This is a genomic window from Ralstonia flatus (genome assembly GCF_958439105.1).
Lineage (GTDB): Bacteria > Pseudomonadota > Gammaproteobacteria > Burkholderiales > Burkholderiaceae > Ralstonia > Ralstonia flatus.
Map to the genome: position 1 here is coordinate 97,283 of NZ_CAUDLI010000013.1, position 24,890 is coordinate 122,172.

The 24,890-nt window shown below is 63.1% G+C and carries 19 protein-coding genes and 1 pseudogene; 11 read left to right on the forward strand and 9 right to left on the reverse strand.

Features of this window, described 5'->3' with window-relative positions; all coding sequences use genetic code 11:
- Positions 1–2: 2 nt before the first annotated feature.
- The 4 genes from R2676_RS23950 to tssA all read left to right on the forward strand — a co-directional run bounded on the left by R2676_RS23950 (position 3) and on the right by tssA (position 3,698).
- Positions 3–1,115 carry an MFS transporter gene (locus tag R2676_RS23950; RefSeq protein ID WP_206274390.1) on the forward strand — a complete coding sequence of 371 codons (1,113 nt, stop codon included), beginning with the start codon at positions 3–5 and terminating at the stop codon, positions 1,113–1,115.
- A gap of 94 nt (positions 1,116–1,209) precedes the next feature.
- Complete coding sequence (locus R2676_RS23955; protein WP_206274391.1) at positions 1,210–1,956, forward strand: putative type VI secretion system effector; 747 nt, start codon at positions 1,210–1,212, stop codon at positions 1,954–1,956.
- A 219-nt stretch (positions 1,957–2,175) separates the two neighbouring features.
- A complete protein-coding gene (locus R2676_RS23960; RefSeq protein ID WP_316857628.1) occupies positions 2,176–2,583 on the forward strand; it encodes a hypothetical protein in 408 nt (135 codons plus the stop codon).
- 38 nt (positions 2,584–2,621) lie between these two features.
- On the forward strand, positions 2,622–3,698 hold the full coding sequence (tssA, locus tag R2676_RS23965) for a type VI secretion system protein TssA (protein WP_206274392.1): 1,077 nt from the start codon (positions 2,622–2,624) through the stop codon (positions 3,696–3,698).
- A gap of 5 nt (positions 3,699–3,703) precedes the next feature.
- Here the strand turns inward: tssA and R2676_RS23970 are convergent, their stop codons facing one another.
- The 8 genes from R2676_RS23970 to R2676_RS24005 all read right to left on the reverse strand — a co-directional run bounded on the left by R2676_RS23970 (position 3,704) and on the right by R2676_RS24005 (position 14,797).
- The gene (locus R2676_RS23970; RefSeq protein WP_206274393.1) at positions 3,704–5,257 is read right to left on the reverse strand and encodes a TIGR04222 domain-containing membrane protein; all 1,554 of its coding nucleotides are present in this window, start codon (positions 5,255–5,257) and stop codon (positions 3,704–3,706) included.
- Positions 5,258–5,332: 75 nt separating this feature from the next.
- A complete protein-coding gene (locus R2676_RS23975) occupies positions 5,333–6,166 on the reverse strand; it encodes a hypothetical protein (RefSeq protein ID WP_206274394.1) in 834 nt (277 codons plus the stop codon).
- Between the two features lie 154 nt (positions 6,167–6,320).
- Positions 6,321–7,139, reverse strand: coding sequence for an OmpA family protein (locus tag R2676_RS23980; protein WP_092975298.1), 819 nt, complete (start codon positions 7,137–7,139; stop codon positions 6,321–6,323).
- A gap of 2 nt (positions 7,140–7,141) precedes the next feature.
- Positions 7,142–8,137 carry a type VI secretion system-associated protein TagF gene (gene tagF / locus R2676_RS23985; RefSeq protein ID WP_027678940.1) on the reverse strand — a complete coding sequence of 332 codons (996 nt, stop codon included), beginning with the start codon at positions 8,135–8,137 and terminating at the stop codon, positions 7,142–7,144.
- Positions 8,134–12,084, reverse strand: coding sequence for a type VI secretion system membrane subunit TssM (tssM, locus tag R2676_RS23990; RefSeq protein WP_206274395.1), 3,951 nt, complete (start codon positions 12,082–12,084; stop codon positions 8,134–8,136). The genes tagF and tssM overlap by 4 nt, the downstream gene beginning before the upstream one ends.
- A 64-nt stretch (positions 12,085–12,148) precedes the next feature.
- Positions 12,149–13,633 carry a hypothetical protein gene (locus R2676_RS23995; RefSeq protein ID WP_206274396.1) on the reverse strand — a complete coding sequence of 495 codons (1,485 nt, stop codon included), beginning with the start codon at positions 13,631–13,633 and terminating at the stop codon, positions 12,149–12,151.
- Positions 13,634–13,644: 11 nt separating this feature from the next.
- A complete protein-coding gene (locus R2676_RS24000; protein ID WP_092975286.1) occupies positions 13,645–13,914 on the reverse strand; it encodes a PAAR domain-containing protein in 270 nt (89 codons plus the stop codon).
- 25 nt (positions 13,915–13,939) lie between these two features.
- Positions 13,940–14,797, reverse strand: coding sequence for a M15 family metallopeptidase (locus R2676_RS24005; RefSeq protein WP_206274397.1), 858 nt, complete (start codon positions 14,795–14,797; stop codon positions 13,940–13,942).
- Between the two features lie 261 nt (positions 14,798–15,058).
- Here R2676_RS24005 and R2676_RS24010 point away from each other — a divergent pair, with 261 nt between their 5' ends.
- From R2676_RS24010 to R2676_RS24035, 7 genes and pseudogenes are all read left to right on the forward strand, one after another.
- Complete coding sequence (locus R2676_RS24010) at positions 15,059–15,826, forward strand: hypothetical protein (protein WP_206274398.1); 768 nt, start codon at positions 15,059–15,061, stop codon at positions 15,824–15,826.
- Positions 15,827–15,974: 148 nt separating this feature from the next.
- Complete coding sequence (locus tag R2676_RS24015) at positions 15,975–18,848, forward strand: type VI secretion system Vgr family protein (RefSeq protein WP_206274399.1); 2,874 nt, start codon at positions 15,975–15,977, stop codon at positions 18,846–18,848.
- Between the two features lie 68 nt (positions 18,849–18,916).
- Positions 18,917–19,276: pseudogene (locus R2676_RS26230) on the forward strand (DUF4123 domain-containing protein); the annotation flags it as partial.
- A gap of 150 nt (positions 19,277–19,426) precedes the next feature.
- The gene (locus R2676_RS24020; protein WP_316857629.1) at positions 19,427–19,726 is read left to right on the forward strand and encodes a hypothetical protein; all 300 of its coding nucleotides are present in this window, start codon (positions 19,427–19,429) and stop codon (positions 19,724–19,726) included.
- The gene (locus R2676_RS24025) at positions 19,723–20,379 is read left to right on the forward strand and encodes a DUF3304 domain-containing protein (protein ID WP_206274401.1); all 657 of its coding nucleotides are present in this window, start codon (positions 19,723–19,725) and stop codon (positions 20,377–20,379) included. The genes R2676_RS24020 and R2676_RS24025 overlap by 4 nt, the downstream gene beginning before the upstream one ends.
- Positions 20,372–22,354, forward strand: coding sequence for a T6SS phospholipase effector Tle1-like catalytic domain-containing protein (locus tag R2676_RS24030; RefSeq protein ID WP_206274402.1), 1,983 nt, complete (start codon positions 20,372–20,374; stop codon positions 22,352–22,354). The genes R2676_RS24025 and R2676_RS24030 overlap by 8 nt, the downstream gene beginning before the upstream one ends.
- Before the next feature lie 44 nt (positions 22,355–22,398).
- On the forward strand, positions 22,399–22,674 hold the full coding sequence (locus R2676_RS24035) for a hypothetical protein (RefSeq protein ID WP_206274403.1): 276 nt from the start codon (positions 22,399–22,401) through the stop codon (positions 22,672–22,674).
- A gap of 40 nt (positions 22,675–22,714) precedes the next feature.
- Here R2676_RS24035 and fliD read toward each other — a convergent pair whose 3' ends face one another.
- Positions 22,715–24,751: a flagellar filament capping protein FliD gene (gene fliD / locus R2676_RS24040; protein ID WP_206274404.1), complete on the reverse strand. Its 2,037-nt coding sequence runs from the start codon at positions 24,749–24,751 to the stop codon at positions 22,715–22,717.
- Between the last annotated feature and the right edge of the window lie 139 nt (positions 24,752–24,890).

The following is a 24,890-nucleotide window of genomic DNA, read 5'->3' on the forward strand; positions in this document are numbered from 1 at the left end:
TAATGTTTGATTGCGAAGCGGCTTTCCAGCAGCACCGGAAAAAACACGGTCAGAAGGAGGCCGTCGAATTCCTGGCTGATATCAATCGGTACACCGTGCTGCACGCTCCCAAGGAGCGCCGCAAGGATGATGCTAAGCCCAGCTTGGAATGGGCGCGCACGCTGTTCGATCATAACGAGCACTTCATCGAACTCTCCAATATGGGCGAGGAAGATCGCTCCGTTGAGTTCATGGCGGTGGGCTTGTTATGGCTTGCGCTCGGAGTTTGTTTGTTCTTTTGGGTGCTGCTATCCACGATGGACCCCGTGTTTTCCAGCGGGTGGTACATCTCCATGCTGATCGGCGCCGGCATGACAGGCGTCATGGGATTTGTGCTGTCGCTCTTTTGGCCAGAGAAGATTGCGCCTAACTATTTCACGCTGCTGCGACCGCGTTATCGCTTCAATCGCACCACACGCAAAGTGTATGTGCTGCGTCCGCAGCGTTATGGCGGTAACGTCGTTCTGGAGTGGGATCGCGTCAGGGCGCATACCAGTTGGTGTGCACCACGTGACATGCGGCCAGATCAGATTGATGACAAATTTGCTCGCCAGCGCAGGCAGGAGACAGGTGGAGGCTATTTTGGGCTGCGTGGCCTAGTGCTGTACTGGCCGCCGTTGGACCCGGGCGACCCCGAACGCAAGGGCGAGGAGGTTCTTTGGGTCGGCCCTAAGCTGGCCGGAGAAGGGTTGTGGCAGTACATCCGCACATTCATGGAAGAGGGCATAGAGAAGGTGCCGTCCCCGACCGAATATGAATGGCTGCGAAAAGGCTTTCACACCCCGAGCCAGCATCTTGAGGAAACGGAGTTGTCGGCCTCGCGCGTACTGGATCGTGTCGGTGGTCGCGGTGAGAATTCCGCGCAAACGCAGCTCACATTCTTGGCGACGTTTCTGTGGGCACCGCTGCATTGCTTGGCGGAGAGGCTGTGCACTTGGCCAACGTTTCCGGAAGAGTGGAATAGCGACTGTGGCCGGAAGCGTCGCGAGGACGGCATAGGGCCAGAGGAGCCGCTGCGGTGGAAAGCGTCTCCGGAAAGCACTGTTGACGAGCGCCCAGAGCCCCGACATGTTTGACTGTGAGGCAGCATTTCGCCTGCATCGAGAGAAGCATGGCAAGAAGGAGCCGTCGGATATATTGCTGATAGCAACCGATATGCGTTTCCGATAAATGATCGTCGAGCAACGGCCTGAAGGGTTGGTAAAGCTGACGGGCACGATAACGAACTACAAGGTGACCCGTGCAGAAGCGAGTTTCGTGTTTACGGAGGCCGATCGGGACAAGCTCGAAGTGGTCGCCATTGCAGCGGGCATCGCGGGGTTGAGTGGACCCGCGATCGCGACAGCAGCGTCCGCATCGAGTGCGGAGGAACATGCTGATTACGTCGAATTTGACCTTGACGGCGATCCGGTCAAGGGCTGGGTCTGGCGCAGTCCTTTTAAAGAAGGGGACAAAGTCGAAGTGGCCGCCGAATGGCGTAACGATCACTATGAGACAGCGGGCATTGCGAGACCAGAGGACCGCATCATCGCGTTGTACCCGCATTGCTCTCGGGGTAAGGCCCGGCATATCAAGAATGCGGTGAAGTGGTGGGTTATAGGAGTAGCTGGGATACTTGTGGGACTAGGGGCTCCGATACTGGGGATCATGCTGCTGCTCGTCGAGTCGCCGCAGAATTTGCTGCACGACGTTTTCCCGTACGGCTTTTTAGCCATGAGCGCAGGGTTCTATGCGTTCTTCGGCCTGATGACCATTAGCCTCGCCAGAAAATGGATGCCATTTGTACGTCTGACGGAGAAGGTTTGCCGCACGCTGGGCATTCCCGATTCCGGGAACGTCGATCTGGTCAAGTCGGCCAAGGTCCAACGCAAGCCGGATGACTCGGGCGAATACGGTACCTTCTACTTCAGATACTGATGCGTTGGCAGGCAACCAGAAACGGGATTCGCCCGGCACAGAGCCAACATCAGAGGATCCGCCGGTCTACTCGTTAAATGCACAGCGTGATGTCTCGCACGTGTCGGGTTAAGGCCCACACATGAAGATTTAGAAACAATCCCCCCAACCGCCCCAAGCCTGCGTAGCATCTCCACCGTCCGCCCCGCGCGCGCGGACGTCTGATTCACGCACGCTGATATGAACGCACTGTCCCGCCTCGCCGCCGCTTCTGCTGTGGTCGCGTTGCTCGTCACGCCCGCATTCGCTCAGGACGACACCCCGTTGCAGGTTTCGTACCGCCAGGTGCTGACCGAATATTTCAAGGACGCGCCGACCGCGTCGAAGAAATACGACGGTCGCCGCCTGGTCTTCAAGGGGCAGGTCTATCCGTTGTCCGACGACAGTCTGAACACGCTGGCCGTGACGGAAGACCTGAAGGTGGGCGCGCCGTTCCAGGACGATCAGCGTGACGCGCTCAAGGCGCTGTTTCCCGATCACAAGCTTGCGGCGTACAAGCCCAGCAAGGACATCACGCTGGACTGCCTGAACCGGCAGTTCGTTGGCCTGACGCTGGCGCTGGCGGACTGCCGCGTCGGCAAGCCCTGAGTTTCGTACCGCACATCGGTTTTCTTTCGCTTCAGATCATGGCCTCTCTTCCGTTTGACCAATTGCTCGCTCCGCTGCCCGGCGCTCAACCTTGCGGCGAAGACATGCTCTTCTCAGCAGAATTCGACAGCATCCAGGATGCTCGCCGGTTTGATGACCCGTCACTCGACCAGGGCGAGTGGGTCACGGAGATCAAGGAAGCCGACTGGCGCGCCGTCATCGCCGAGAGCACGTCGCTGCTGCAAAACCGCACGAAGGATCTGCGCCTGGCCGCATGGCTGGCCGAGGCGTTGTCGAAGGAGCGTGGCTTTGCCGGCCTGCGCGAGGGCTACGAACTGATCGCAGGTTTGTGCGAGCAGTTCTGGGAGCACCTCTATCCGCTGCCGGAAGCCGACGATCCTGAAGCGCGTACGGGCAGCATGGCGTGGCTTGCGACGCGTTCGAGCCAGCTCATTCGCGAGGTGCCGCTGGTGGAGGCGGGCAAGGGCGGCTACAGCCTGATCGATTGGGAAGTCGCGACTAGCCTAGTCGAAGCCATCCGCCGCGATCCGGAACAGGCCGACGAACTGTCGCGCGGAAAAGTCACGCAGGAGCAGTTTGAATCCGCACGGCGCGCCACGCCGCCTGCGTTCTACAAGACGCTGCACGACGATGTGGTCGGCTGCGGCGCCGCGCTGCTGCGGTTGGAGTCTGTGCTCGATGCACGAGCGGGTGATCACGCGCCGAGTTTCCGCCCCGCGCGCGAAGCCTTGCAGGCGGTGCGCGCATTGGTTGAGCGCTTCGGTGGCAAGCCGGAGCCCAAGCCAACCGCCGTGGAAGCAAAGGGCGCTCCGCAACAGACGGCTCAGTCTGCCGCAGGCACCGTCATCGAAACGGTGGTTTCTGGCCCCATCCGCACGCGCGCCCAGGCGCTGAACCAGCTGCGCGATGTGGCCGAGTTCTTCCGCCAGACCGAGCCGCACAGCCCTGTTGCCTACCTCGCCGCACGTGCCGCGAAGTGGGGCGACATGCCGCTGCATGCCTGGCTTCGGACGGTCGTCAAGGACGATGCGACGCTGTCGCAGATCGAGGAGTTGCTGGGCCTGGGCGATCCGCCCTCGGAAAGCGCCAGCTGATTCGGCTAGCTGCTCGAGCAGCCGCCGCAGCCGCTGGATCCGCAGCTACTCGAGCTGCAACTGCTGGAGCCACTGCTGCTTGAACTGCAGTTGCTCGACGTGTCGCCTCCGGAGCCACCGGAACTGGCGCCGGCGGGTGGTCCCATCATCGATCGGTATCCGGCCCATGCTGTGTTGGCCAGCACGCTGGTGCCGCCAAACGCGGTCAACCACAGCAGATCGTGCGTCGACAAACCGGCGCGTGGCCCCTGCTGGCCGCGCTGGCGATAGACCTCAAGCGCGGCGTTGGCCCCCGCGGTGGGGCCGGCACGGCCGACGCCGATCAGCCGCGCCGTCACGCCCCAGTACACGATGGCGAACAGCGCCATCTCGATCAGCAGCAACATCACCGGACGCTCCCGAGACAGGCCCACAAAGACCTTCATCACGCCCAGGCAGAGCGTCGACAGCACAATGGCCCACGCAGCGAGCGTCGTTCCGCGCATCGCGCCGCGAGTCCACAGCCATCCTTCGCTGCGCAGCCGATCTGTCATGTCGGATGCTTCGTCGACGAGCCGATTGCGAAAGTTCGGCCACGCCGAGCGCTGCTGCGTTTGCCGGGCGAGCCATGTCCACGCGTTGACGTGACGCTCCGGCCTTCGATCTTCGTTCGCCACCACGTAGGTGTTGCGGTCGCGTTTCCGCTTAGCCGGAGGGACCATGCGGATCGCACCCGCATCAAGCAGCGTCAACGCCGCGACCTGCGCCATTCGTGCAGCATCGCCGGTGATGAGCGCCGCCTCGGCAGGTGTCAGCTGACGCGGCACGTTGCCACCCGCGGCACCCCAGGGGTTCCGGCTGTAGGCGGCGCGATGCAGGCTCCGGATCAGCAGACACGCCATCACGCACACACCCAGATAGAACGCGAGAAAGCGCGGCCCCGAATAGCCGAGCACATCGACATCCGAGGCGACATTCGTGGTGATGGCGATGAGGATGACGGCGATCACAAGCCATACGGATGGCATGAATGCGCGCGCTGTGGGTGCGGGCGGCGGCATGACCGGCTCCGGCGCATGCTGTGTGGGGACGACAGTTTCCGGCGCCTTGGCTGCCTCGGGCTGCTCCGGCCTCGGCCAGACGTCGACCGGCGGCTCCTCGCCGAACGTGCACCGGTAGCTTTCCAGTGTTTGCGCGTAATGCTGTGCGTAGGCGTCGTCTTCGTGCGGCAAGCCAATCCCCGGCGCGTGATGCAGCGGCGCGCGTAGTACTTCGCCGCAGAACACCGTCCAATACTCTTTCGAATATTGCAGATGGAGATGCCAGGCGGCATCGATCGCCTCGGAAGGCGTGACGGGGTGGCCCGCAAACACCGCCAGATACGCAAAGCGCTTGTATTCCTCGATGACGGTCAGCGTGTATAAGCGCGACCACCCTTCAGCCTCCGCCAGACGTTGGCTGAACGGCACTGGAGCATCGGGCGCGTCCGGTGAATACTCGCTCAGCCGGCGCAGGCAGGCTTCCCGATCGGCTTCGGTCGGGGCGGAATCGGGCAGGGTCGATGGGGCGGACGGTGTCATGTGCGTTGCTGTCAACCGTTAATGCCTACTTGCTGGAAGGACACTGCACGCTTGCATGCACCTAGCCGCGAACGACTAATTCTCTTCATGTCGCTCCAACGCTTCAAATACCGCGCGCTCACAGCGGCCGAAGTCAAAGCTGCGCAAGCGGAGATGGCGGTTGCCGTATTCACCCGCCGCCATCATTTCTGGGATGGAGCGCAGGGGCCCAGCCATCAGGTGCATCAGCGTCTGTGAAATGATCACGAACAACATCGGCGCGAGGGTAAACATCCCGACCATCATCCCCGCGACGGGGCCGGCGGCCTCGAGGCCAAACTCACTGCCCACAAAAAAAAGCATGATCACGAGCATCAGCGCGCAGAAATAACCAAGAAGGCCGATCGCCTCGCTAAAGTGGGGGCTCCTGCGCGACAGTATCGTCTCCAGCGGTTCGGGCAAGTCTCGAGGGCGCTTTGCAACATAGACGGTCTGTGGCTCACGGCGGCCGGTCAAGCGCATGCCCCACGCTGAAAAACAGTCGTTGTCCCACCAGCCTGCAGCAAGCACGCGCATGCCGCTCAGGCCCGCGAAATAGGGTGCATTGGACGAAACCCGACGGTCCGTGACCTGGTATTCGCAGAAGTGGATAACGCGATCGTCGGTCAACGTGATGACGACGGGAGTCACGCGATAGTAGGTATCCCGCGAGATGTCGTCGGTGTAGTCGTATGCGCTGCGCGCGTTGGCGTCGACGCTCCGTCCCATGGCCTCGTAGGCCTTGAATGCCGCGCTATCCACCTGTACTGAGCGAATGATGCCGCTGACGATCGCGACAGGCGCACCCCGTCGCCGACTGGCAAGCCAGTGCTCAAGCTGTTGCCAAGCCCATACCAGATGACACCAGAGCCACCAAATGCGCTCTTTCACCGGAGAAAATTGCGCGATTGGCAGCGACCGTCTCCTAGTGGGGTCGTGATACTCGAGGCGGATCTGGGTGGAGGGACGCCGTTCATCACCCGGCTGCAATGGCCAGCAGGCGACGGTTCACGCAACCGTGCCCGCCGGCGAGCGTCCTCCCGCGTCACTTGCTTGCCCGAAACTCGATCCGCCGATTGCGCGAGCGGCCTTCATCGGTGTTGTTGGCCGCCACTGGCTGATCCGGCCCCACGCCCATCGCAGTGAGCGTGCCTTGCTCGGCGCCCTTGGCGATGAGGTAGTTCTTGACCGTCTCGGCGCGCGCCTGGCTCAGGTTGAGGTTTAACGCGCGGCTGCCGGAGTTGTCGGTGTGGCCGACGATTTCGATCTTGCGGCCGTTCAGGCGCGGCAGCACGGCGGCCATTTCATCCAGAATCGCGCGGCCCTTGGGCGTGAGCGTGGCACTGCCGGTTTCAAATTCGATGATGCGGTTAGCCAGCGTCTGGTCCAGCAGCCCTTGCTCGGACACCGCCGCCACGCGCAGGCCATTCTTGATCGTGTAGCTCTGGCCGAGCGCTGTCGCCATGTCGCTGGTCAGCTGCTGGCGCTGCGCCTCGTTGCCGACGTCGCCATGCAGGGAGACCTGCGTGCCGTCGATGTTGAGCTGCCCGCGGTTTACCTGCTTGATGGCCGGCGACAGGATCTTCTGCACATTGGCCGACCAGTTGGGCGGCGACACCACGTTGCCGACTTCAATCTGGTCGACCACGTTGGCACTGCCGTACAGCTCGCGCAGCTTGGCCAGCACGGTCGCCTTGGTGGCTTCGTCCGGCACCATGCCGCCGGCCACAACCTGGCCAGGCACGGGCGCCGCATCGCCCGCTGCGGCATGCGCGGGCAGGGCACTGCCCAGGCAGGCCAGCATGGCGGCGTTCGCCAGGAGGGTTGCAGGCCGGAAGCCGCGCTTGATTGCATCCAGACCCATGTTCATTCTCCGATGAAGACTTCGCGGAAGGTATCGACGGCCACGCGCAGCGACAGCTGCGGTTGATCCAGGTAGCTCACGAACTTGGCCAAGCCGTACTCTCCGCTGACGTGCTGGTCGACCCATTCCGGATCGTCGATGTTGATGTTCTGTTCGGCATACGCCAGCGGCGACATGACGCTGTGCAGCGTGCGTGACGAAGCGCCATTGAAGCCGATGACGAGTCGCTCTGCGCCATTGATATCGCCCAGGAACAGCGACAGCTCGAAGTCCGCCCGCTGCAGGAAGCGCGACACCAGCTCCAGCCAGAAACTCGCGACCAGGCTGCGATAGAGCGGGTCTGCCGGCAGCGGCAGCGTGAGCCCTTTCTCAAGCCGCGACGAGCCATTGGCCATCACGGGTTGCAGCAGCGTGCCAAGCGCGAGCAGGGTGCGGCGCAGACGGATGTTGTGGCCCTCAGCGCGCAGCATCTGCTCAAGGCCGGCAACGGTCTGGAAGTCGATGAAATCCGAAAAACTGGCGTCGTGCGACTGCGTGCTGGTGCCGCCGGTGCCGGTCTCCACACCGTGCTGCCCTTCGGCCAGCAGGCGCAGGCCTTCAGTGGCGTCGGTGGCGGTGCCGAGCGAGAGCATCTGCTGGCCGGCGCGCGTCCACAGGCGGGCGAGCGCAATCGGGCTGCGCGCGATGAAGTTGATCGGGCGCTCGACCTCCATGGCCGCCGCCGTCAGGAACGGAAACCGGCGCGACGACAGATCGCTGCTGGCCATGAGCGTGCCCGCAATGGCGAGCTTGCTCTGCGAGCCGAGAAACGCAAACTGCACCGGCTTCCAACTGTCGTAGGTCGTCTTCCAGTCCGGGGCTTCGGCCAGCAATTCCATGCCTTGCGCCAGCCAGCGGTCCAGCGTGTCGAGCAATTGGACGTTGTTGGCGCTTTTGACGAAATCGCCGCGCGACGGAAGCTTGCCGAAATACGAAAGCTGCAACTGGGTCTGGCTCATTGCGCCGTCCCTCCTTGCTCTTCCGTGATGTTGTGGCGTGCGGCCTGCGTGGACACGGCCGCTTGCGCCGCAGGCGGCGTGCCTGCGGGCGCCGCCGGGGCGGGCGGCGTCAGGGTGTTCTGCGGCGCCGATGCATCGGCAATCGACGTCGGCAGACGCAAGCCGCGCAGGCCTTGGCCCTGCGGCGAATCCGATGCCGTCGTGCCGCCGGCTTGCGGGCTGCTGATGATGCGCAGGCTGATCGATACCGTCAGGTTGTCCTTCGTCCACGACAGGTCGAATGCGCCGTCCGGACGCCGCTTGCGTTGTGCCGTCGCAATCAGGCGTTCCAGGCCGAAGCGGCCCGGCTCGTTGAGCAGCTCCACCGTTCGGCCGTCAAACGTGGTGGCCGTCACGCGGGCGCCCGGGGTGCCCTGCGGATTCGGCCACACGAAGTTGGCCCACTGCGGCGGCGTGTTGCGATAGCGCAGTTGCTGCCCGTCGATCTCGATCGTGTATTCGGTAGCGCCCTGCGATGGCACCGGCAGGATCTGGAACACCGTCTGCGGCGCCGCGGCTGCGGCACCGCCAGCACCACCGGCGGCACCACCCGTGAGCGGTGCGATCCAACGTGTGAAGCCCGTGGTGAACTCGGGCACAAACGCGATGCCCAGGTCGCCCCACGTGCGGGAGGCGATCATGTCGCCACGCCGCACCGACAGAGGACCGATCGTCGTGCTGGCGAACTTCGCGATCGCGCCGTCCGGGCCGAACACCTGGCCGATCTCAGCCGCGCTGGCCTCGATCTTGGCGTTGGGCGCAAACGGGTACTTGTCTGCCAGCGTGGTGGCGAACGGCTGATACACCTGCGCGTTCCAGACCTTGTTGACTTCCGTCGTGGCCGGGCGGATCGCCACTGCGTACGACTGCAGCAGCGGGCGCACCAGCAGCGGACGCAGCGTCGCGCGCTCGCTATCGGTCATGCCGGTCAGCATCTGCTCATCGACGTACTTGAGCGTGTCGGCCAGTTCGGAGCCGTTGCCGTCCAGTGTCTGCTGCATCAACTGGCGCGCACCCGGGCCCGGGTCGCCCTGGTTCTTGATCTGGTTGAAGCGCGTGCGCACCTTGGAGAGCGAATCCATGTAGCCGCGCAGCAGCGACTTGTCGTCGCGCATGACGACCACGCGTGCCAGCCCCGAGAACTCCTTGCCCACCGGGCCCATCGGAATGGCGCCGGCATCGGCATTGCCGCCCACCTCCAGGTTGACGTTCACCTGCGCCGGCGTCTGGCGTGCGAACAGTTGCTTGAACCAGCCGAGCACGCCGGTCTTGGCCTGCTTCAGGCCGGCGTTGAACATCGACGGGTTGTCCCACGACGTCTGGTCATACGCGGTGTCGAGCACCTTGCGGATCGGCGAGTTGGTCGGGTCGCCCAGCAGGTTCATGCCGGTGACGGCCTGATCGAAGCTGGTGAAATCCTGGATCGCCACGCCCTGCATGAAGCGTTGCCATTCGCGCGCGTATTCGGTCTTGTACATCGTGACCAGTGCCTTCTGGATCTGCTCCGGGCTGCCTTCCAGCGTGAGGTCGTCACGCGCGGCAACGTTCAGCACCCAGTCCTTGGTCTGCAGTTCCTTGTTGGCGGCTTCCTTGATGGCGGGCTGCACGTAGCCCAGCCACGCTTCCTTGGTGAACGTGCCGGGCACGGCGTAGCTGCCCGCAACCAGGCCGGCCCCGGTATCGCCGACGATGCGTGCGACGGTCATCGGGGCGTAGCGCGTGGAGGCGCGGGCCTTGATCTCCGCATACGCGCGTTCGCGTGCGGGCATGCCGCGCACCACGCGGCGCAGGTTCTCACGCGTCTGGTCGATCAGCGAGAGGTTGCCTTCCAGCAGCGGCCAGTTGTCGTCGTTCACGCGGGCCAGGAAGAACGACAGGTTGCGCTCCGCCGAGCGGATCATCTGCTCGCGCGGCATGTTGCCCCGGTTGTCTTCCAGCCAGCCGCGCCAGAAGCGCGTCACTTGATCGGTCAGGTGCGCGACTTCCACGTGGCGCTTGTCCGACAGCATCAGGTAGGTCTTGAGCGCGTTGTAGCCGTCTTCCACGTTGGTGGGCGAGGCATCGGTGTAGCGCTTGGCACCGGTCGACGCCGTGGCCTGGTTTGGCGCGGCAGGCGCGTTGGCCGCTGCACCCGAGGCACCGGACGCGCCGCCCACGGTGGCGGTAGCCGTCGTCACGGACGTGGTCATCACCGCGCCGGTTTCCGGCGGACGCACCATCGGGGCGAGCTGATCCGGATGCGCGTTGACCTCTGCGAGGAAGGTTTCGATCGCGCCGCCGACCGGCTTGAGCATGACCTGGCGCAGGCCGTTGTAGTACTCGTCGAGCAGCTTGTGCTGCAACGTGTCGCCCTGATACAGGCCCAGCGACAGCGCGAGCGGATGGTCGTTGCGATACCGGTCGAGCTGTTCAATCCTGTCTTGCAGGATGTCGAGCGCCTCCAGGCGGGCCTGCAGGTCCACCCGGTTCTGCTGCATCTTCACGATCTTGTCGAGGTCAGCCTGCACGTTGGCCGTCAGCGTGCGGTTGCCCATGTACGACCACGTCCAGCCGCCGAGCATCACGCCCAGTGCCAGCACCAGCGCAAAGAACGTAGCGATGCGCAGGCGCGTCTTGGCGGGGCTGGCGAATTGCCGCACGGTCTGCTTGTCGGCAAAGATCACCTTCGAGAACAGGTCGCGCAGGAAGAAGCCGTTCTTGGAGAACACCTCTCGCGTGCGTGCGGCGCCGTCGGTCGACAGGCCAAAGCGGCGCGCAATGCGCTCGGCCGACACGCTGTTGGTGGCGCCTTCCTGCAGCGCGCTGGTGAAGTAGAAGCCGCGGAATACTGGCTTGTACTGGAACGGGTTCTCATCGAACAGCGTCATCAGGAACGCACGCAGCGTCGGCTTGATCGACGCAAATTCCAGCGGGAAGCTCAGCAGCCCCGGCGAGAGCTTGTTGTTCCGGTGCAGCGCGATCTGCGCCACGCTGATCTCCTTCAGCCCATCGCACAGCTCGTCAAAGCGCTGGTCGAACACGGCGGCCACGTCGGGCTTCGAATCGGGCTCGAAGGGCAGGGTGGCGCCCCAGACGCGGTCGCGCTCCTGCTTCTCGCTGTCGCCAAAGAACTCGGTAAAGCCGGTGATCAGGTCGGCCTTTGTGAACATCACGTACACCGGGGCAAATACTTCCAGGCGTTCGGTCAGTTCCTGCACGCGCTGGCGCAGGTTCTTGGCCAGGTTGATGGCGAATTCGGGGCGGTTTTGCGTGAGTTCGGACACGCTCACCGTCACGACGATGCCGTTGATGGGCGCCTTGGGGCGATAGCGCTTGAGCAGGTCGAGGAAGCCCAGCCACTCGCGGCGGTCTTCTTCGTGCACGGAGTAACGGCCGGCCGTGTCGAGCAGGATGCCTTCGGTGGTGAAGAACCAGTCGCAGTTACGCGTGCCGCCGATGCCCTGAATGACCGCGCCGCCCTTGTCGGCAAACGGAAACTGCAGGCCGGAATTGAGCACGGCCGTGCTCTTGCCCGCCGCCGGGTTGCCGATCACGATGTACCAGGGCAGCTCGTACAGCGCTGCGCTGCCCGACATCTGCCCGAGCTTGGAGCGCTTGATGGTCTTGACGGCTTCTGCCAGGCGCACGCGCAGGGCTTCCACTTCTTCGCGCTTGTCTGGCGTGGCGGTCTTGTCGGCAGCGGCCTGTTCCAGCACGCCCTCCAGCTTGTTGCTGGCCTGACGCGCGCGCCAGCGCTTCCAGAGATACGTCAGCAGCCACAGCGCGAGCAGCACACCCAGCGCGATGCCGACCCAGACCAGGCCAACCTCGAAGGTCTGCGCCATCAGCAGCAGGAAGATGGTCAGCACGATCACGCCAAGAATCGATAGCGTGCGTGAGTTGGTCAGGAAGTTCAGGAAGCGTTGCATGTTGCCTTCGGCTCGGGAACAGACGGAATCGGAATCGAAATCAAAATCGAAATCTGGAACAAGGTCAGGTCAGGCTGGGCACCACCGCGATGGCGCCGCGCTGCTGGATGTCGTTGGCGGTAATGGCCAGCACCGGCTTGCCGGTCTGCTGGCTCAACTGGTGCGCCACCACCACCGATAGCAGCGGGCCTGCAGCGCCCACATAGCCGCACGGCGTGCCGACGGGCAGCAGATCTGCGGCAAGGTCCAGTGCGGGGAAACGTTCGGAAAACACGCGAGCCACCTCGACGGTGCGTACGGGGTGCATGCCGGTGTCTGAAACGACGCCGGCCACGGTGATGGGTTCGGCAGCTGAGTTGCCCTCGGCGGTTTCGGCCTTCTCGGCGGGTGCTGCGTCCTGCTTGACCTTGACCGGTGCGGCGGCCAAGGTGTCGAGTACGTGGCCCACGGCGTCGCCCAGCGCCTGCAATTGCGGCTGGCCGCGATCGGGCGTCGGCGATTCCAGCCGCGCCACGCCGGCGCGCGTGATCGTGAACGCCTCCGTTGCCGCGGCGTCGCCGTCCAGCGCAGGTGGCAGCAGGCTCTTCGCCATCGTCGGCGCGCACAGCAGCACGCCCGCAGCGGCTTCGCCCGGCACGCGGCCATGCTGCCGATTGGCTTCGAACAACTGCTCGTGCTGCATCAGTTGTTCGACCGCGCTGGGGCCCACCAGCGAATCCGCCACCACCACCATGCGCAGCACGCGCTCGTCGCTGGCGCGGTTGACGCCTTGCGTGGCGCGATCGAGCAACAGCAGCGCATCGGCATCGCCCTTGGCGGTGATGGGCTCCAGCGTCAAACGGTCTGCCGGCCAGATCAACGCGATGCGGCGGCGCAGCCAGCCATCGGCGGCGGCTTGATGCTGCGGCGTCCACTCGCGCGGGAGGAGTGCGGTGATGATCAGCCGCGTGGTATCCGGCTCGGTTGTTTCCGGGGCTTGCGCAACGGCGTGTGCCGCGAGTTCTTCGGCCACCTGGCCGGCCAGTGACAGGGCGCGCAGGCGTTCATCCAGCCAGTCGACATCGGGATGTTGCTCTGCCAGTTCTGCACGCAGGTCTTCGATGTCGATGCCTTCCACTTGCGCAGCAAAGATCGGCTGGCCAAAGCCTTGCACGTCGGTCAACCCGGGTTGCGTATTGGCCTGCACGGCCTCCACCACTGAAGCGGCATCGCCGCCGGCCGGCGCACGCAGGGCGCTGGCGAGCAGCACGGCGCGCCATTGGCGTGTGGCGTCTTGCGGGTCGGCGGTTTTGGCATCGGTGCCTGTTGCGGCCGGCGTGGCCGCCGCCAGCTCGCGGCCCGCGACCACATTGGAGCGAATGCCGTCCAGCGCGCGCTTGATGACCCAATAGCCGACGATCATGCCGACCGGCAGCAACAGCAGGTAGGTCAGGATGTCGCCGGTGGTCGGCATGCGGTTGGCGGACTGCCACCACACGATGACGGCAATCCACACCACCACGAAGACAGCGAGCAGCGTCAGCCCGGACCGGAAGAGTCTTGCAACCATGTCGTGCGCGTTCAGATGCTGCCGGTGTTGCCCTGGCTGGACAGGAGCGTGGCGCCGCAGGCGGTTTTGTCGCCGTGGCGCGCCGCCTGCTTGCCGTCGATGATGACGTTCGGGTCGCCCGTCACGATGACGGTCGTACCGCCGTGGCCGTTCTTCGGGCACGTCACCTTGTCCCCCACGCAGGCAATGCCCTTGCCGCCCGTGCTTGTGTTGCCCGACGCGGTGATCACCACGCCGCCGTGGTCCGTCTTGTCACCCAGCAGGATGAAGGGCCGTGTCATTGCATGCTCCCCATGTGTCCTTTCGTCATTGCCTTGGTGCGGGCTGCTTGCCGAGCACGCCTTTGCGGCGCAGCTCGACGTGGCCCAGATCCATCATCTTCCAGCGGCCGCCCCACACGAGGCCGACCGATTCCGCTGTCTGGCCGTACAGCTCGTAGCCGCGCATGGCCCACGGGTCTTTCTCGCTGATGACCAGCTTGCCCTCGCGGAAGAAAGCGCTGTCTGCCGCCAGGCCGTACTGGTGATAGCTCTGGAACGCCGTGGCCTGCGTGACATTGCTGCCCATCGCCGCCAGCTTCACTTGCCGCTCGGGGCTTCGGTAGCCTTCGAGCAGCGCCATCTCGTAACCGTGTTCGTCGCGCATGATCTTGTAGACGAGCAGCAGGCGCTGACGGAAATCCGCGTCGAGCAGGTTCCAGTCGCGGCTCGCATCGCGGATGGCCGGGCGGATCTGCTCGACTTCACGCGTGGTGAACACCTCGGGCGGCAGGGGCGGCGGCGGGATCAGCCGTTCACCGTTGAGCAATGCCGAGATGTGCGGATCCGGCTCGCGCACCTGGTCGTCATCGAACTCGAACGACTGCTGCTCGCGCAGCGCCAGTGCCAGCATGGGCGGCACCGAAAGCACGCCGAGCGCGCCGAGCAGCAGCATCCGCCGCCGCACCACGAACTGCTTGAACGCCGACACCCCGGACGTTGCGCTGTCCACCGACTCGCGCAACGACCCTGCGGAGCGCGCGCCCACCACCGCAGCCCCCGTGCTCAAGCGCTGCCACTGCGCACGCAGCAACGCCGCGCAGCGCTGCCGTACCGACGGCAGCAGCAGCACGGCAGCCACCACCACCATGGCAACGAAGTAGAGAACCAGAGCGACAAAAACCATACCGACCTGCGGAGCGTGCGCGCCTACGTCAATTCATCCAGATTTATATCTGTATTTACAACGCTAAATTATTAATAAACGGTAATAATCCAGCGCCCGCTACACAGAAATATTAAGAAACGATAAAGAAAATACCGCTACCTGCGCCAATCATTTGTCTTTCAGCAAGGCCAGACTTAGAATCAGCAGCCACCACCGGAATCGGCGCTTGTTTGTAATCCATACGTTCGCCGCGCATTCTATTTCAATTCTGGACCCGTGATGAGTAATAACGGCGATTTGAAACAAGAAGGGCCTCCAACGCTCTTCAATTCTGAATCCGAGACCGATGAGGCCGGGCATACGCGCATTCTTGCGAGCCTGGAGGGCCGCGTTGCGGCCAACGGCAAGGCACCGAAAAAGTCGGGGCGGCGCTATGGCGTTGCGGCGGCGGTTGTCGTGCTGGCCGCCGGTATCGGCGCATGGGTCCTGCTGAATCCGAGCGGCGAATCTGCGCCCGCGCAGGTGGCAGAACAGGCCACGCCTGCAGCCGCGCAAGCGCCCGCGTCCACGCAAACTGCAGCCGCCGAAGCCGCTCACACGGCCGCTGCGGCGCCGGTTGCCTCCGCAAGCGAGCCTGTGGCAGAAGCGCAGGCCGCCACCATCGTCAACGTCGCGCCGGGCGAAGACCACGCAAACGAGAAGGGCGATAAAAGCGAGAAGACGCCGGTTGCCAGCGTGTCCGCCAAAGACGCGCATGACGCAACGCCCGCCGCGCATGCCGTGGCGGCAAAGTCCGGCAGCACCACGACTGATACCGAGGAAGGCAAGACGGCAACTGCCAAGCTCGTCGCCAAATCGACCAACACGCCATTTAAGGCGTTGCAGCAGCCAACCAAGCCCAAGGCGCAATCCACCGCCAAAACTGCCAAGAACCGAAAAGGCACATTGGCACCCGATGATCCTGATGCCGATCTGCTGGCCGCATTGCTTGCGCCGCAGAATGCTGCCAATAAGGCCGCCAATTCACCCAATTACAAAGGGCAATAGCTGCTTGACTGCTGGGTTGGTGTTTTTACAACCCGGTAATTGAGCGGAGGCAAGTGCGATGTCCGACATTGCGCTGCCTCGTAAATGCCCGCGCTGGTCTCACGAAAATCGTCCGTGATACGCCACGCGTTGCAGCACCGGACAGCGAATGGACGCCACGACCCTTCTTCAGAACCTCTTCGCACCCACGCGCCGCCTCTACACGCTTGAAGGCGAAGGGCCGCTTGCGGACCTTGCGGTGGAAGCCTGGCTTGGTCGCGAGGCGCTGTCCGAGCTGTTTGAGTGGCGCGTGGTGGCCGTGAGCGCCAATGCGCGCATCGCACTCAAATCATTGCTGGGCCAGCGGGTCACGCTTGTCACGACGCTGGCCGATGGCACGCAGACCAAGCGCACGGGCCTGATTCGCCTGGCCGAAAAACTCGGCGCAGACGGCAGCCTCACGCGCTATCGCCTGACGGTGGTGCCATGGTTCTGGCTGACCACGCAGCAGCGCCACAGCCAGGTGTTCCAGAATCGGCCACTTGCCGACATCATTGAGCAGATGCTGTCGCCGTACGAGCCGTACGCCTCGTGGCGCTACGCGGCCGGTGCCGAAGCACGCATGAGCGATTTCGGTACACGCCCGCACATCGCCCAGTTTCGCGAGACCGACTACCACTTCGTCACGCGGCTGCTGGCCGAAGCGGGGCTCGGCTTCACCACGGTGGAAGACGACCAGGCGCACGGCGGCCACACGCTGGTGATTTTTGCCGACAGCACGCAGCTGCCGGAAGATGTGGAATCGGCTGCGGCGGGCGGTATCCGTTTCCACCGCGCGCACAGCCTGGAAGAGCGCGACGCCATCCAGCAACTCGCCTGCCACAGCCGCACGACGGTGGGCGGCGTGGCGGTGGCCGCGTGGGACCCGGAAGGCAAGCAGAACGCTCGCGCCCACGCCCCTGCGCGCTTCGCCACCAGCACGGGCAGCCCGGATGCGTATCTGTCGATCAGCCCATCGCTCGCACCGGATTCCGCCAATGCCCAGCGCATTGCCGAGCAGGTCATGGAAAGCCTGGAAGCGCGCGCGCTGTTGTTTTCAGGGCGCGGCACCGTGCGCACACTGCGCAGCGGAACGCGCCTGCAGGTGGTGGATTGCCCGCACTTGCCGCAGGACGTGGAAGGCGCCTATCCGCTGTTGATGGATCTGGTCGAGCACTGCGGCATCAACAACCTGACCGTCGATACGCACAACGCGCTCAGCCAGCGTTTGGGCGGCCTCGATGCCGCACTGGCATTCGATACGCCGCCCAGCGCACCGGAATCCGGCCCGGGCGTTTTTGGTTTCCAAGAAGCAGAAGGCCCCATCGAGCGCAGCACGCCGACTGGCGATCTGCTCAAAGCAGCACGCGCGCACGGCTACGCTGGCCTGTTCCGCGCCAGCGACGCACGCCGGCCCTGGCGCCCGGCCGTGACTGAACCCGATTGCGGCCGTCTCTACGCGGCACCCACCGCGCAGGGCGTACACAGCGCCATCGTGGTCGGCCCGGACGGCCAGACCCAAGCCGGCGGAGATGGCGAGCATCATGCCAGCCCCGCAGGCGAAATCCGCGTGCGCTTTCCCTGGCAACAAGGCGAGCGCGCCGATGACCGCAGCAGCCGCTGGGTGCGCGTCGCACAGCGGCAGGCCGGCTCGGGCATGGGCTGGCAATGGCTGCCGCGCATCGGGCAGGAAGTGCTCGTCAAGTTCAGCGAAGACGACATCGACCAGCCCGTCGTGATCGGCTCGCTGTACAACGGCCAGGGCGAGGCAGGCATCGCGCCCACGCCGGGCGGGCAGGGCGCATCCGACCAAAGCGACGGCACGGCCCTCTACAAGCAAGGCAGCGACAGCGCCGCAAGCGCGCAAGGCAATCTGGCCGGCGGTCACAGCCCCGCCTGGCACGGCATGGGCGCGGAAGCCGAAGGCCACCGCAACGCCGCCGCCCACACCGGCTTCAAGAGCGCGGAACATGGCGGCAGCGGTTACAACCACCTCGTATTCGACGACAGCGACGGCCAGTTGCGCACGCAACTCGCCACCACGCAGCAATTCAGCCAGCTCAACCTCGGCCATCTCGTCCATCAGCAAGACAACCGGCGTGGCAGCTTTCGCGGCCAGGGCTTCGAGCTGCGCACCGATGGCCACGCCGCCGTGCGCGGCCAGGCCGGCCTGCTGCTCACCACCTACCGCGACGCCAGCAGCGGCAAAGCCGTGCCCACTGGCGACAACGCTGCCGGCATTGCGTTGATCAAGCAGGCCAAGGAATTGACGTCATCGCTCGGGCAAGGGGCGGTCACGCATCAGACCGCCGCGCTCGACACCGCCAAGAACGACGATGCCCCGCTGGCCAAGCAAGCCAAGGCGGTTGCCGGCATGGTCGATGGCAAGGCGCTCGACGCCGCCAAGCAGGACGCCAGCGCCGGCAACACCGCCACGCAAGGCAAGGTGCCGCATCAGGGCGAGGCCATCGCCCACCTCGCAGGCAGAGCGGGCCTCGTCATGGTGGCGGGGCAAGACCTGCAGCTCGCCAACGGCGAAAGCATCGCGCTGGGCAGCGGCCAAGACACCAACCTCGCCGTCGGCAAGCAGGCACGCATGCACGCCGGCCAGGCGATTGGCGTGGCTGCCGGTTTGTCGAAGGCGGGTGACAACAACATCGGCCTGCAGCTCACCGCAGGGCAAGACAACATCGACGTGCAAGCCCAGCACGACGTGCTCAAGCTGATGGCCAAGCAGGACCTGAAGCTGGTGTCGGCCAATATGAACGTGGATTTTGCGGCCGCCAAGCGCATCCGCATCGCCACGGCTGGCGGGGCGTCGATCACGCTCGAAGGTGGGAATATCACTGTGGAGTGTGCGGGGCCGATTACGTATAAGGCGGCGCAGCGGCAGTTTCAGGGGCCTGTCAGTGCGAGTTACCCATTGCCCCTTATGCCAAAGAGTATTTGCGTTGAGTGTTTGCTGGCCGCTCAAGCGTCTGGCGCCCCCTTTGCCGTGAGGTAGTTGGCGTGCAGCAGCTTCCGTCTCCGCTTTGGTCTTCTTTTGACGCCCTACCGCCTCCAGCTGTCGGTGTGCATCGATATCTTTTGATTAACCAGGCCGCTTTGAGAGGGCAGCGGGCACTTTTCAGCAGTTTGTCAAAGTTTGAGTGCCGACCCTTGTTTGGGCAGAGTGACGCAGCTTGCCGAGATGGCGCGACACCATTTGTTCTGCGCGTTGATCCCATAACTCACATTCGGACCATCATTCGAGAACTCGCGGACGCAGCCTGCTATGCCTGCGCACTGACGCGGATCGATACACCATCGGATATACAAGCACTGACTGATGCATTGACGCGACGCTGCGAGGTATTGCTGCCTGACGGTATGGCAATGTTGTTGCGGTACTTCGATACACGCGTCTTCATGTCGCTGCTCGATGTACTTAGCCCCGCGCAGATTGATTCGTTTCTATCCTGCGCCAGCGATTGGTGGTACTCGGACCGAGAAGGGGCAATGGTGCCTGCACGGGGTACGGTTCGAACGGCCAGTGATGCTTTTTCTCCGCCTCTTATGCTTTCCGTAGCTCAGGAGCACGCGATGATCGAAGCATCCGAGCCGGATGCGGTCATTGACCTAATTGCTTCCAGCGGCCGGCATCAGCTTTTTGACATTCCATATCCGCAGCGCTATCCGATCGTGGTTGACCTCGTATATCGTGCACGCCACTGGGGTCTGAAGGAGATACCTGACCTCGCGGCGTTCGTCACAATCGCGCTATCCAAGAGCAACGACTTCGATGTGTTACCCCCTTGGAATGAACTCCTGCCTCAGGTGCAGGCAGGCGAGCTGACTTTCAGTGCGGTGCTGGACCGAGTCCGGAATTTGGAAGAAACATGATGAGTAAAGTTGCGTTGAGTAAGGTCTGGTCCGCTGGCTGTGCGATCGCGATATTGGCCGGTTGTCTGCTGGTGGCGTGCGAGAAGAGCAGTGATGCGGCTTCCATTGCTGATGCCATGCCAAATGCAACTGAAGCGCAGCGCGAGATGATTCGTCGGATGGAGAAAACTGCTCCGCCAACACTCAACGGCGTTCAACTCTACACAGGGCCCGAACGGACCCCTACGACTAAGAAAGGGCTGACGATCGTCGGCTACAACTACACGGACTCCGCAATCACCAACTTCTCCGTCGATGGGGCAGGGGCCGGCAACATCGAGGTGTCTTCACGTAGCTATAGCTATGGCGGCGGCGCGTGTTGTGCACCGATTCCCCAAGAAAAGCCGTTGCCGATTCCGGTGGACATCAAGTGGCAGCGCGATGGAATTGGGCAGCGGCCATGGTGCACACAGACCGTTTTGCTAACCGGTCCTATGCCAAAGGAAGCGAACTATTTCGAGGTGCACTTTTATCAGGACGGCACCATTCAGGTGGCAATTACTGACTATCCATCGCGACCCCGCGTGATGATGGATCGATATAGTCCTGCATTGCGAAAGGCTAACGGAAATGTGAACAACGATACTCAACACGCGAGGTGTGGTGATGAGTAACGCGAAGATGTCACGGGTATGTACGCCGCTGGAGCAGCCTATTGAGAATCGAGCGAGCGGAGCCGATGCCGCGACCCTGAACTCGGCGGCAACGATTCAGGTGGTGCTACCAGCCACACCTTCCACGCTGGACGCCGCCTCGGGCTTGGCGCATCGATCTGCGGAGCCAAAGCTACCTTGTCAACAGAGCATCACCATCTCGTTCTTCTTTGATGGCACGGGCAACAATCTTGATGCGGATACTCCTACTGGAGAGCACAGCAATGTTGCTCGATTGTTCCGGGCGCATGTCATGGACGACGAGGAGAAGCAGGTTCATCGCCGCTACATCCCTGGGCTGGGGACTTACTTCAACGCCATTGGCGACCCAGGTGGCACGAAGACCGGTCGCGGCATGGGGGCGCTCGGACAAAAGCGACTGGACTGGGCGTTTTCTGAACTCGGGATCATCTTGGGTAAGGCGGAAAGTCGGGCTAACAATCCGAGCAACAAAATCCTCAAGGTGGGAATCTCGGTCTTTGGCTTTTCCCGTGGAGCCGCATCTGCACGCGCTTTTTGCCGTGACCTACAGGCTCGTTGCAGTAGTGAGGGCAAAATTTTCAAGCTCAAGCCCGGAAGGCTCTTTAGCTCGAATGGCGTTGTTAAGGGCGGCTACCAAATCGAGGTTTTTTTTCTCGGTATTTTTGACACCGTTGCGTCGGTGGGGCTCCCCATGAGTGCGAACAACACGCTAACGAAACGACGCAACGGTGTGGGTTGGCGCGATCTTATTGGGCCACCGGGTGCATCGTATGCAGAGGCGGAGCGAAATCTGCGCGCGCTCGCATTTGGCGAGCCGGGGGCAGATCCATCCCCGGGTCCGGCTGACGGCCACGGTGCATGGGCGGATGGTCTTCAGATCCCAAAAATTGTTTCCAAGTGCGCGCATCTGGTGTCCGGCCACGAAATGCGTAATTCGTTTCCCCTCGATAGCGCCCTCGATGGACTGACCTATCCACAAGGAACGATTGAAGCTGTGCTCCCTGGGGTTCACTCCGACGTAGGTGGCGGCTACCGACAGGGGGAGCAGGGAAAGGCGTCTGTTTTGCCGATCGTACCTTTGAGAGACATGCTAAACCGCGCTATTGCTGCGGGGGTACCGATGTACAGCTTGAGTCAGCTACCGACTTCAAGTCAGCGGGAGGATTTTGCCCTGGTCGGCCCGGCGGCAAAGCGATATGAGGAAATGCTCCCCCTATGGCGAACTTACATGGGGACGATTCCAAGTGGATTACCACTAGGAAAAGCGGTTCTCGCGCATATGCGGCAATATTGGCGTTACCGTGTATCGGCGGCAGTGTTGCGAACACGAGGGAAAAAGACCACTGAGCAGAAATCGATTCAGGGCAATGAAGATGGCATGTTCAAGAAAGATCGAGCACGACTTAAATCAGAAGCGGACCAACAAGAGCGGAGCTATCGGCTAGCAGCAGCGGAAGTTGACGCAGCGGAGCAGGCCGCAGCGGCGGCAAAGCAGAGCCCCGGCTTTAGCAATCAAGAGCCGTTTTGGCGCGCTAAAGCACAAGAGGCAAGCAGCCGCAGGGATAAAGCCTATGACTCGTGGAGGCGTACACAGGCGCGGCTCGACACCGCTGCGGATGACAGTGATTTGCTGGAAAACATGCAAACATATGACAAGTGGCTGCTTGAGGATGCTGAGCTTATCTACAAATGGCACAAGGAAGATCCAAATAAGCGAATGCGCCCGCACTATGCTGCGATTGTCTCGGCTTACGAGGAAGTTGTAGTCAACGGTAAGGTATTGGCTGAAACCTCGGATCTGTACAAGTTTTTTTCCACCTATGTACATGACTCATTAGCGGGGTTCGCAACGGATAACACGCGAACCACTGACCCTCGTGTTCTGTACATCGGTGGAGATCAAAAAGAAAAGTACGCTGCCGTACAAACGGAAAAGCAGCTTGAAGTTGCTTAAACCGAAATATTTCCCTCGTCACGCCTTTAAATCGACTCTGCCAAATGCAAGTGCAATACAAACTCGCCGTAGCCCTCCTCACCACCGCCTGGATGACCGCAGGCATCTGCGCCCAGCACACCTTCACCGTCCCGGCATCAGGCAATGCCCCGCAAAGCGGGATCAAGAAGGCCGTGCACGCAAAGAAGCAGGGCAAGCGTGCCAAGGTCGCCCGAGCACGCAAGAACACCGCAGTCGCGCGTGATGGCGATGCAGAAGTGCTCGCTCAAGTGCTGGGATCGGATAGCAAGAATCCGTTGTGGGGAAAGCCGCAGCAGTAACCAAGCGGATGGCCGCGGCGGACGCGCACTCAGGGCGCCTTTAGCCCCCCGTCCGCTGCTTCTGCAATATCGCCAACTGCGTCGTCAGGTAATTGCTCGTATTCGTCATACTCGCCACCACCTTCGACAGTGCATTGAACTGCGCGTAATACAGCGCCTGCTTGGCGTCGAGCTGCTTCTGCATCAGATCGATCTGCTTGCCGAGCGAGGTGATGGAGCTGTTGAGTGCGTCGCTGGCGTTCTGCACCATGCCGTTGTTCGACAGCAAGTTGCCCGACACGGTGTGCAGTTGGGCCGCGTAGCCGCGCTGCACGGTGACGGTGCCGCGGTCCCCCAATGCACCGCCCGTCACTTGCACCCTCAGGCCATCCACGGCCGTACCGCTGGCGCCGTACAGGTTCTGGCCCGAACCCGTGGCGGCGGCGCCGTTGATGGTGCCTTGTACATCGCGTCCGGCCGTGGCCGTTGGGCTGCCGCCCAGCAGCGACGCGGCGCCGTTCCCTGACACCGACACCGTCGATACCGAGCCGTATTGCTTGTCGGTCAGCGTCAGCACGCCGTTGGCATCGGTGCCGATGGCGACTTCCACCTTGGCTCTCTGCAGGTCGGGCGAGGCGTTGATCTGGCTCTGGATCTGGGCAGCCAGGCTCGACGCGGTGTAGCTGCCGGCCGGCACCTGGATGTTGGTCGTGATGCCGCTGAGCGTGATCGACAGGCTGTCGTTCACGCCGCTCTGGATGGTCGTATTGGCGGCCGCCGAGCCCTTGAGCGAACCCTGCGTCGCCAGCTGGGTCACGTTGATGGCATAGCTGCCAGCCTGCGTGGTCGTCGAGAACGCAGAAACCTTCAGCAAGGAATCCGTCGCCATGCCGGTGCCGGCAAACACGGCCGCTACCTGGCTGGGCGATTTCTTCAGGGCCGCGGTCAGTTTGGGATCGTCAATCGACAGCGTGCCTTCCTTGTCCATCGTGACGCCAATGCTGCCCAGCGACTGGAACGTGCCGTTGCCGATGCCCTGGCCCAGCACGTCGGTCAGCTGGTTGATCATCGCCTTGGTGCTGACGTCGCCGGCCAGTGCGCCGTTGTTGGCCGGGTTGGCGGTGTCGAACTTGGTCAGCGCGTTCAGCTGGATGCGCAGCGCGTTGTACGCCTTGACGAAGTTGAGGACCGACTGGCTGGCCTGGCCGGCGTCGCTGCCGACCGTGACGGTTGTGCTGCCCGTCTTGGCCAGCGTGAACGAGGTGCCGTCCACCACGTCCGTCAGCGTGTTGGTGGCGCTTTGCACGTTGATGCCGTTGACGGTGGCCATGGCGTTGCGGCCCGTCGCGACCTCCGTCATGTTCTGCGTGCCGGCCGGATCGTGGCTCAGCAAGGATTGCAGTGTCGAGTCGCCCGAGACGGCAATCTTCATTTCCGAATTGGCGCCGCCCGCGGTGGACGTCAGCACCAGCCGGTAGGGCGAATCGCTGCCGTCGTTGACGATGCTGGCCGAGACACCCACGTTGGCGTTGTTGATCGCATCGCGGATGCCGGCGAGCGTGTTGTTCGACGGGTCGATGGTGATCGAGCCGCCGGCCTGGTTGCCGTTCTGCGTGAAGGTGGCGCCGGTGTACTTGCCGTTGGCAAAGCTGCCGCCCGAGACGCTGCCGAATGAAAACGTGAGCGTGGTGGGCGTGCCGCCGCCGATGGGCGTCTTGCTCGACGTCTGCCCGGCGGCAGACAGTACCTGCGCCTGCGCAAGCTGCGTCACGTTGACTTGATACGTGCCGGCCGGCGCCGTGTTGGACAGCGAGGCCGTGAGGATCGAGGTGTCGTGTCCGCTGGCCTTGTTGCCGGTAAACGTGTCCGGGTTGTTCAGGGCCGCCATCGCCGTCTGGAAGGTCGACAGCGCGCTTTTGAGCGAGCCGACCGCCGACAACTGCGTCTGAAACGCCTTCTGCTGCGTCTGCCGCAGCGTCATGCCCTTGCTCTCCGCCTGCATCAGCTTCGTAACAAGGTTGTTGACGTCGATGTTCGTCCCGATGCCCGGAATGGAAATCGGCGGAACGTAGTTGTTGCTCGTGGAGGAGGTGGCCATGGTCGGACGCGCGCAAACGCTTTCTTCACAATCTCCACAATGTGACGGCAGCGCAGCCCGGTTCTTTAGGGCAAACCCTGCTTGGGCAGGCTTTTTGTCCGGGCTTGCTCAGGAAAGCGAAAGAATTGCCGACGCCACA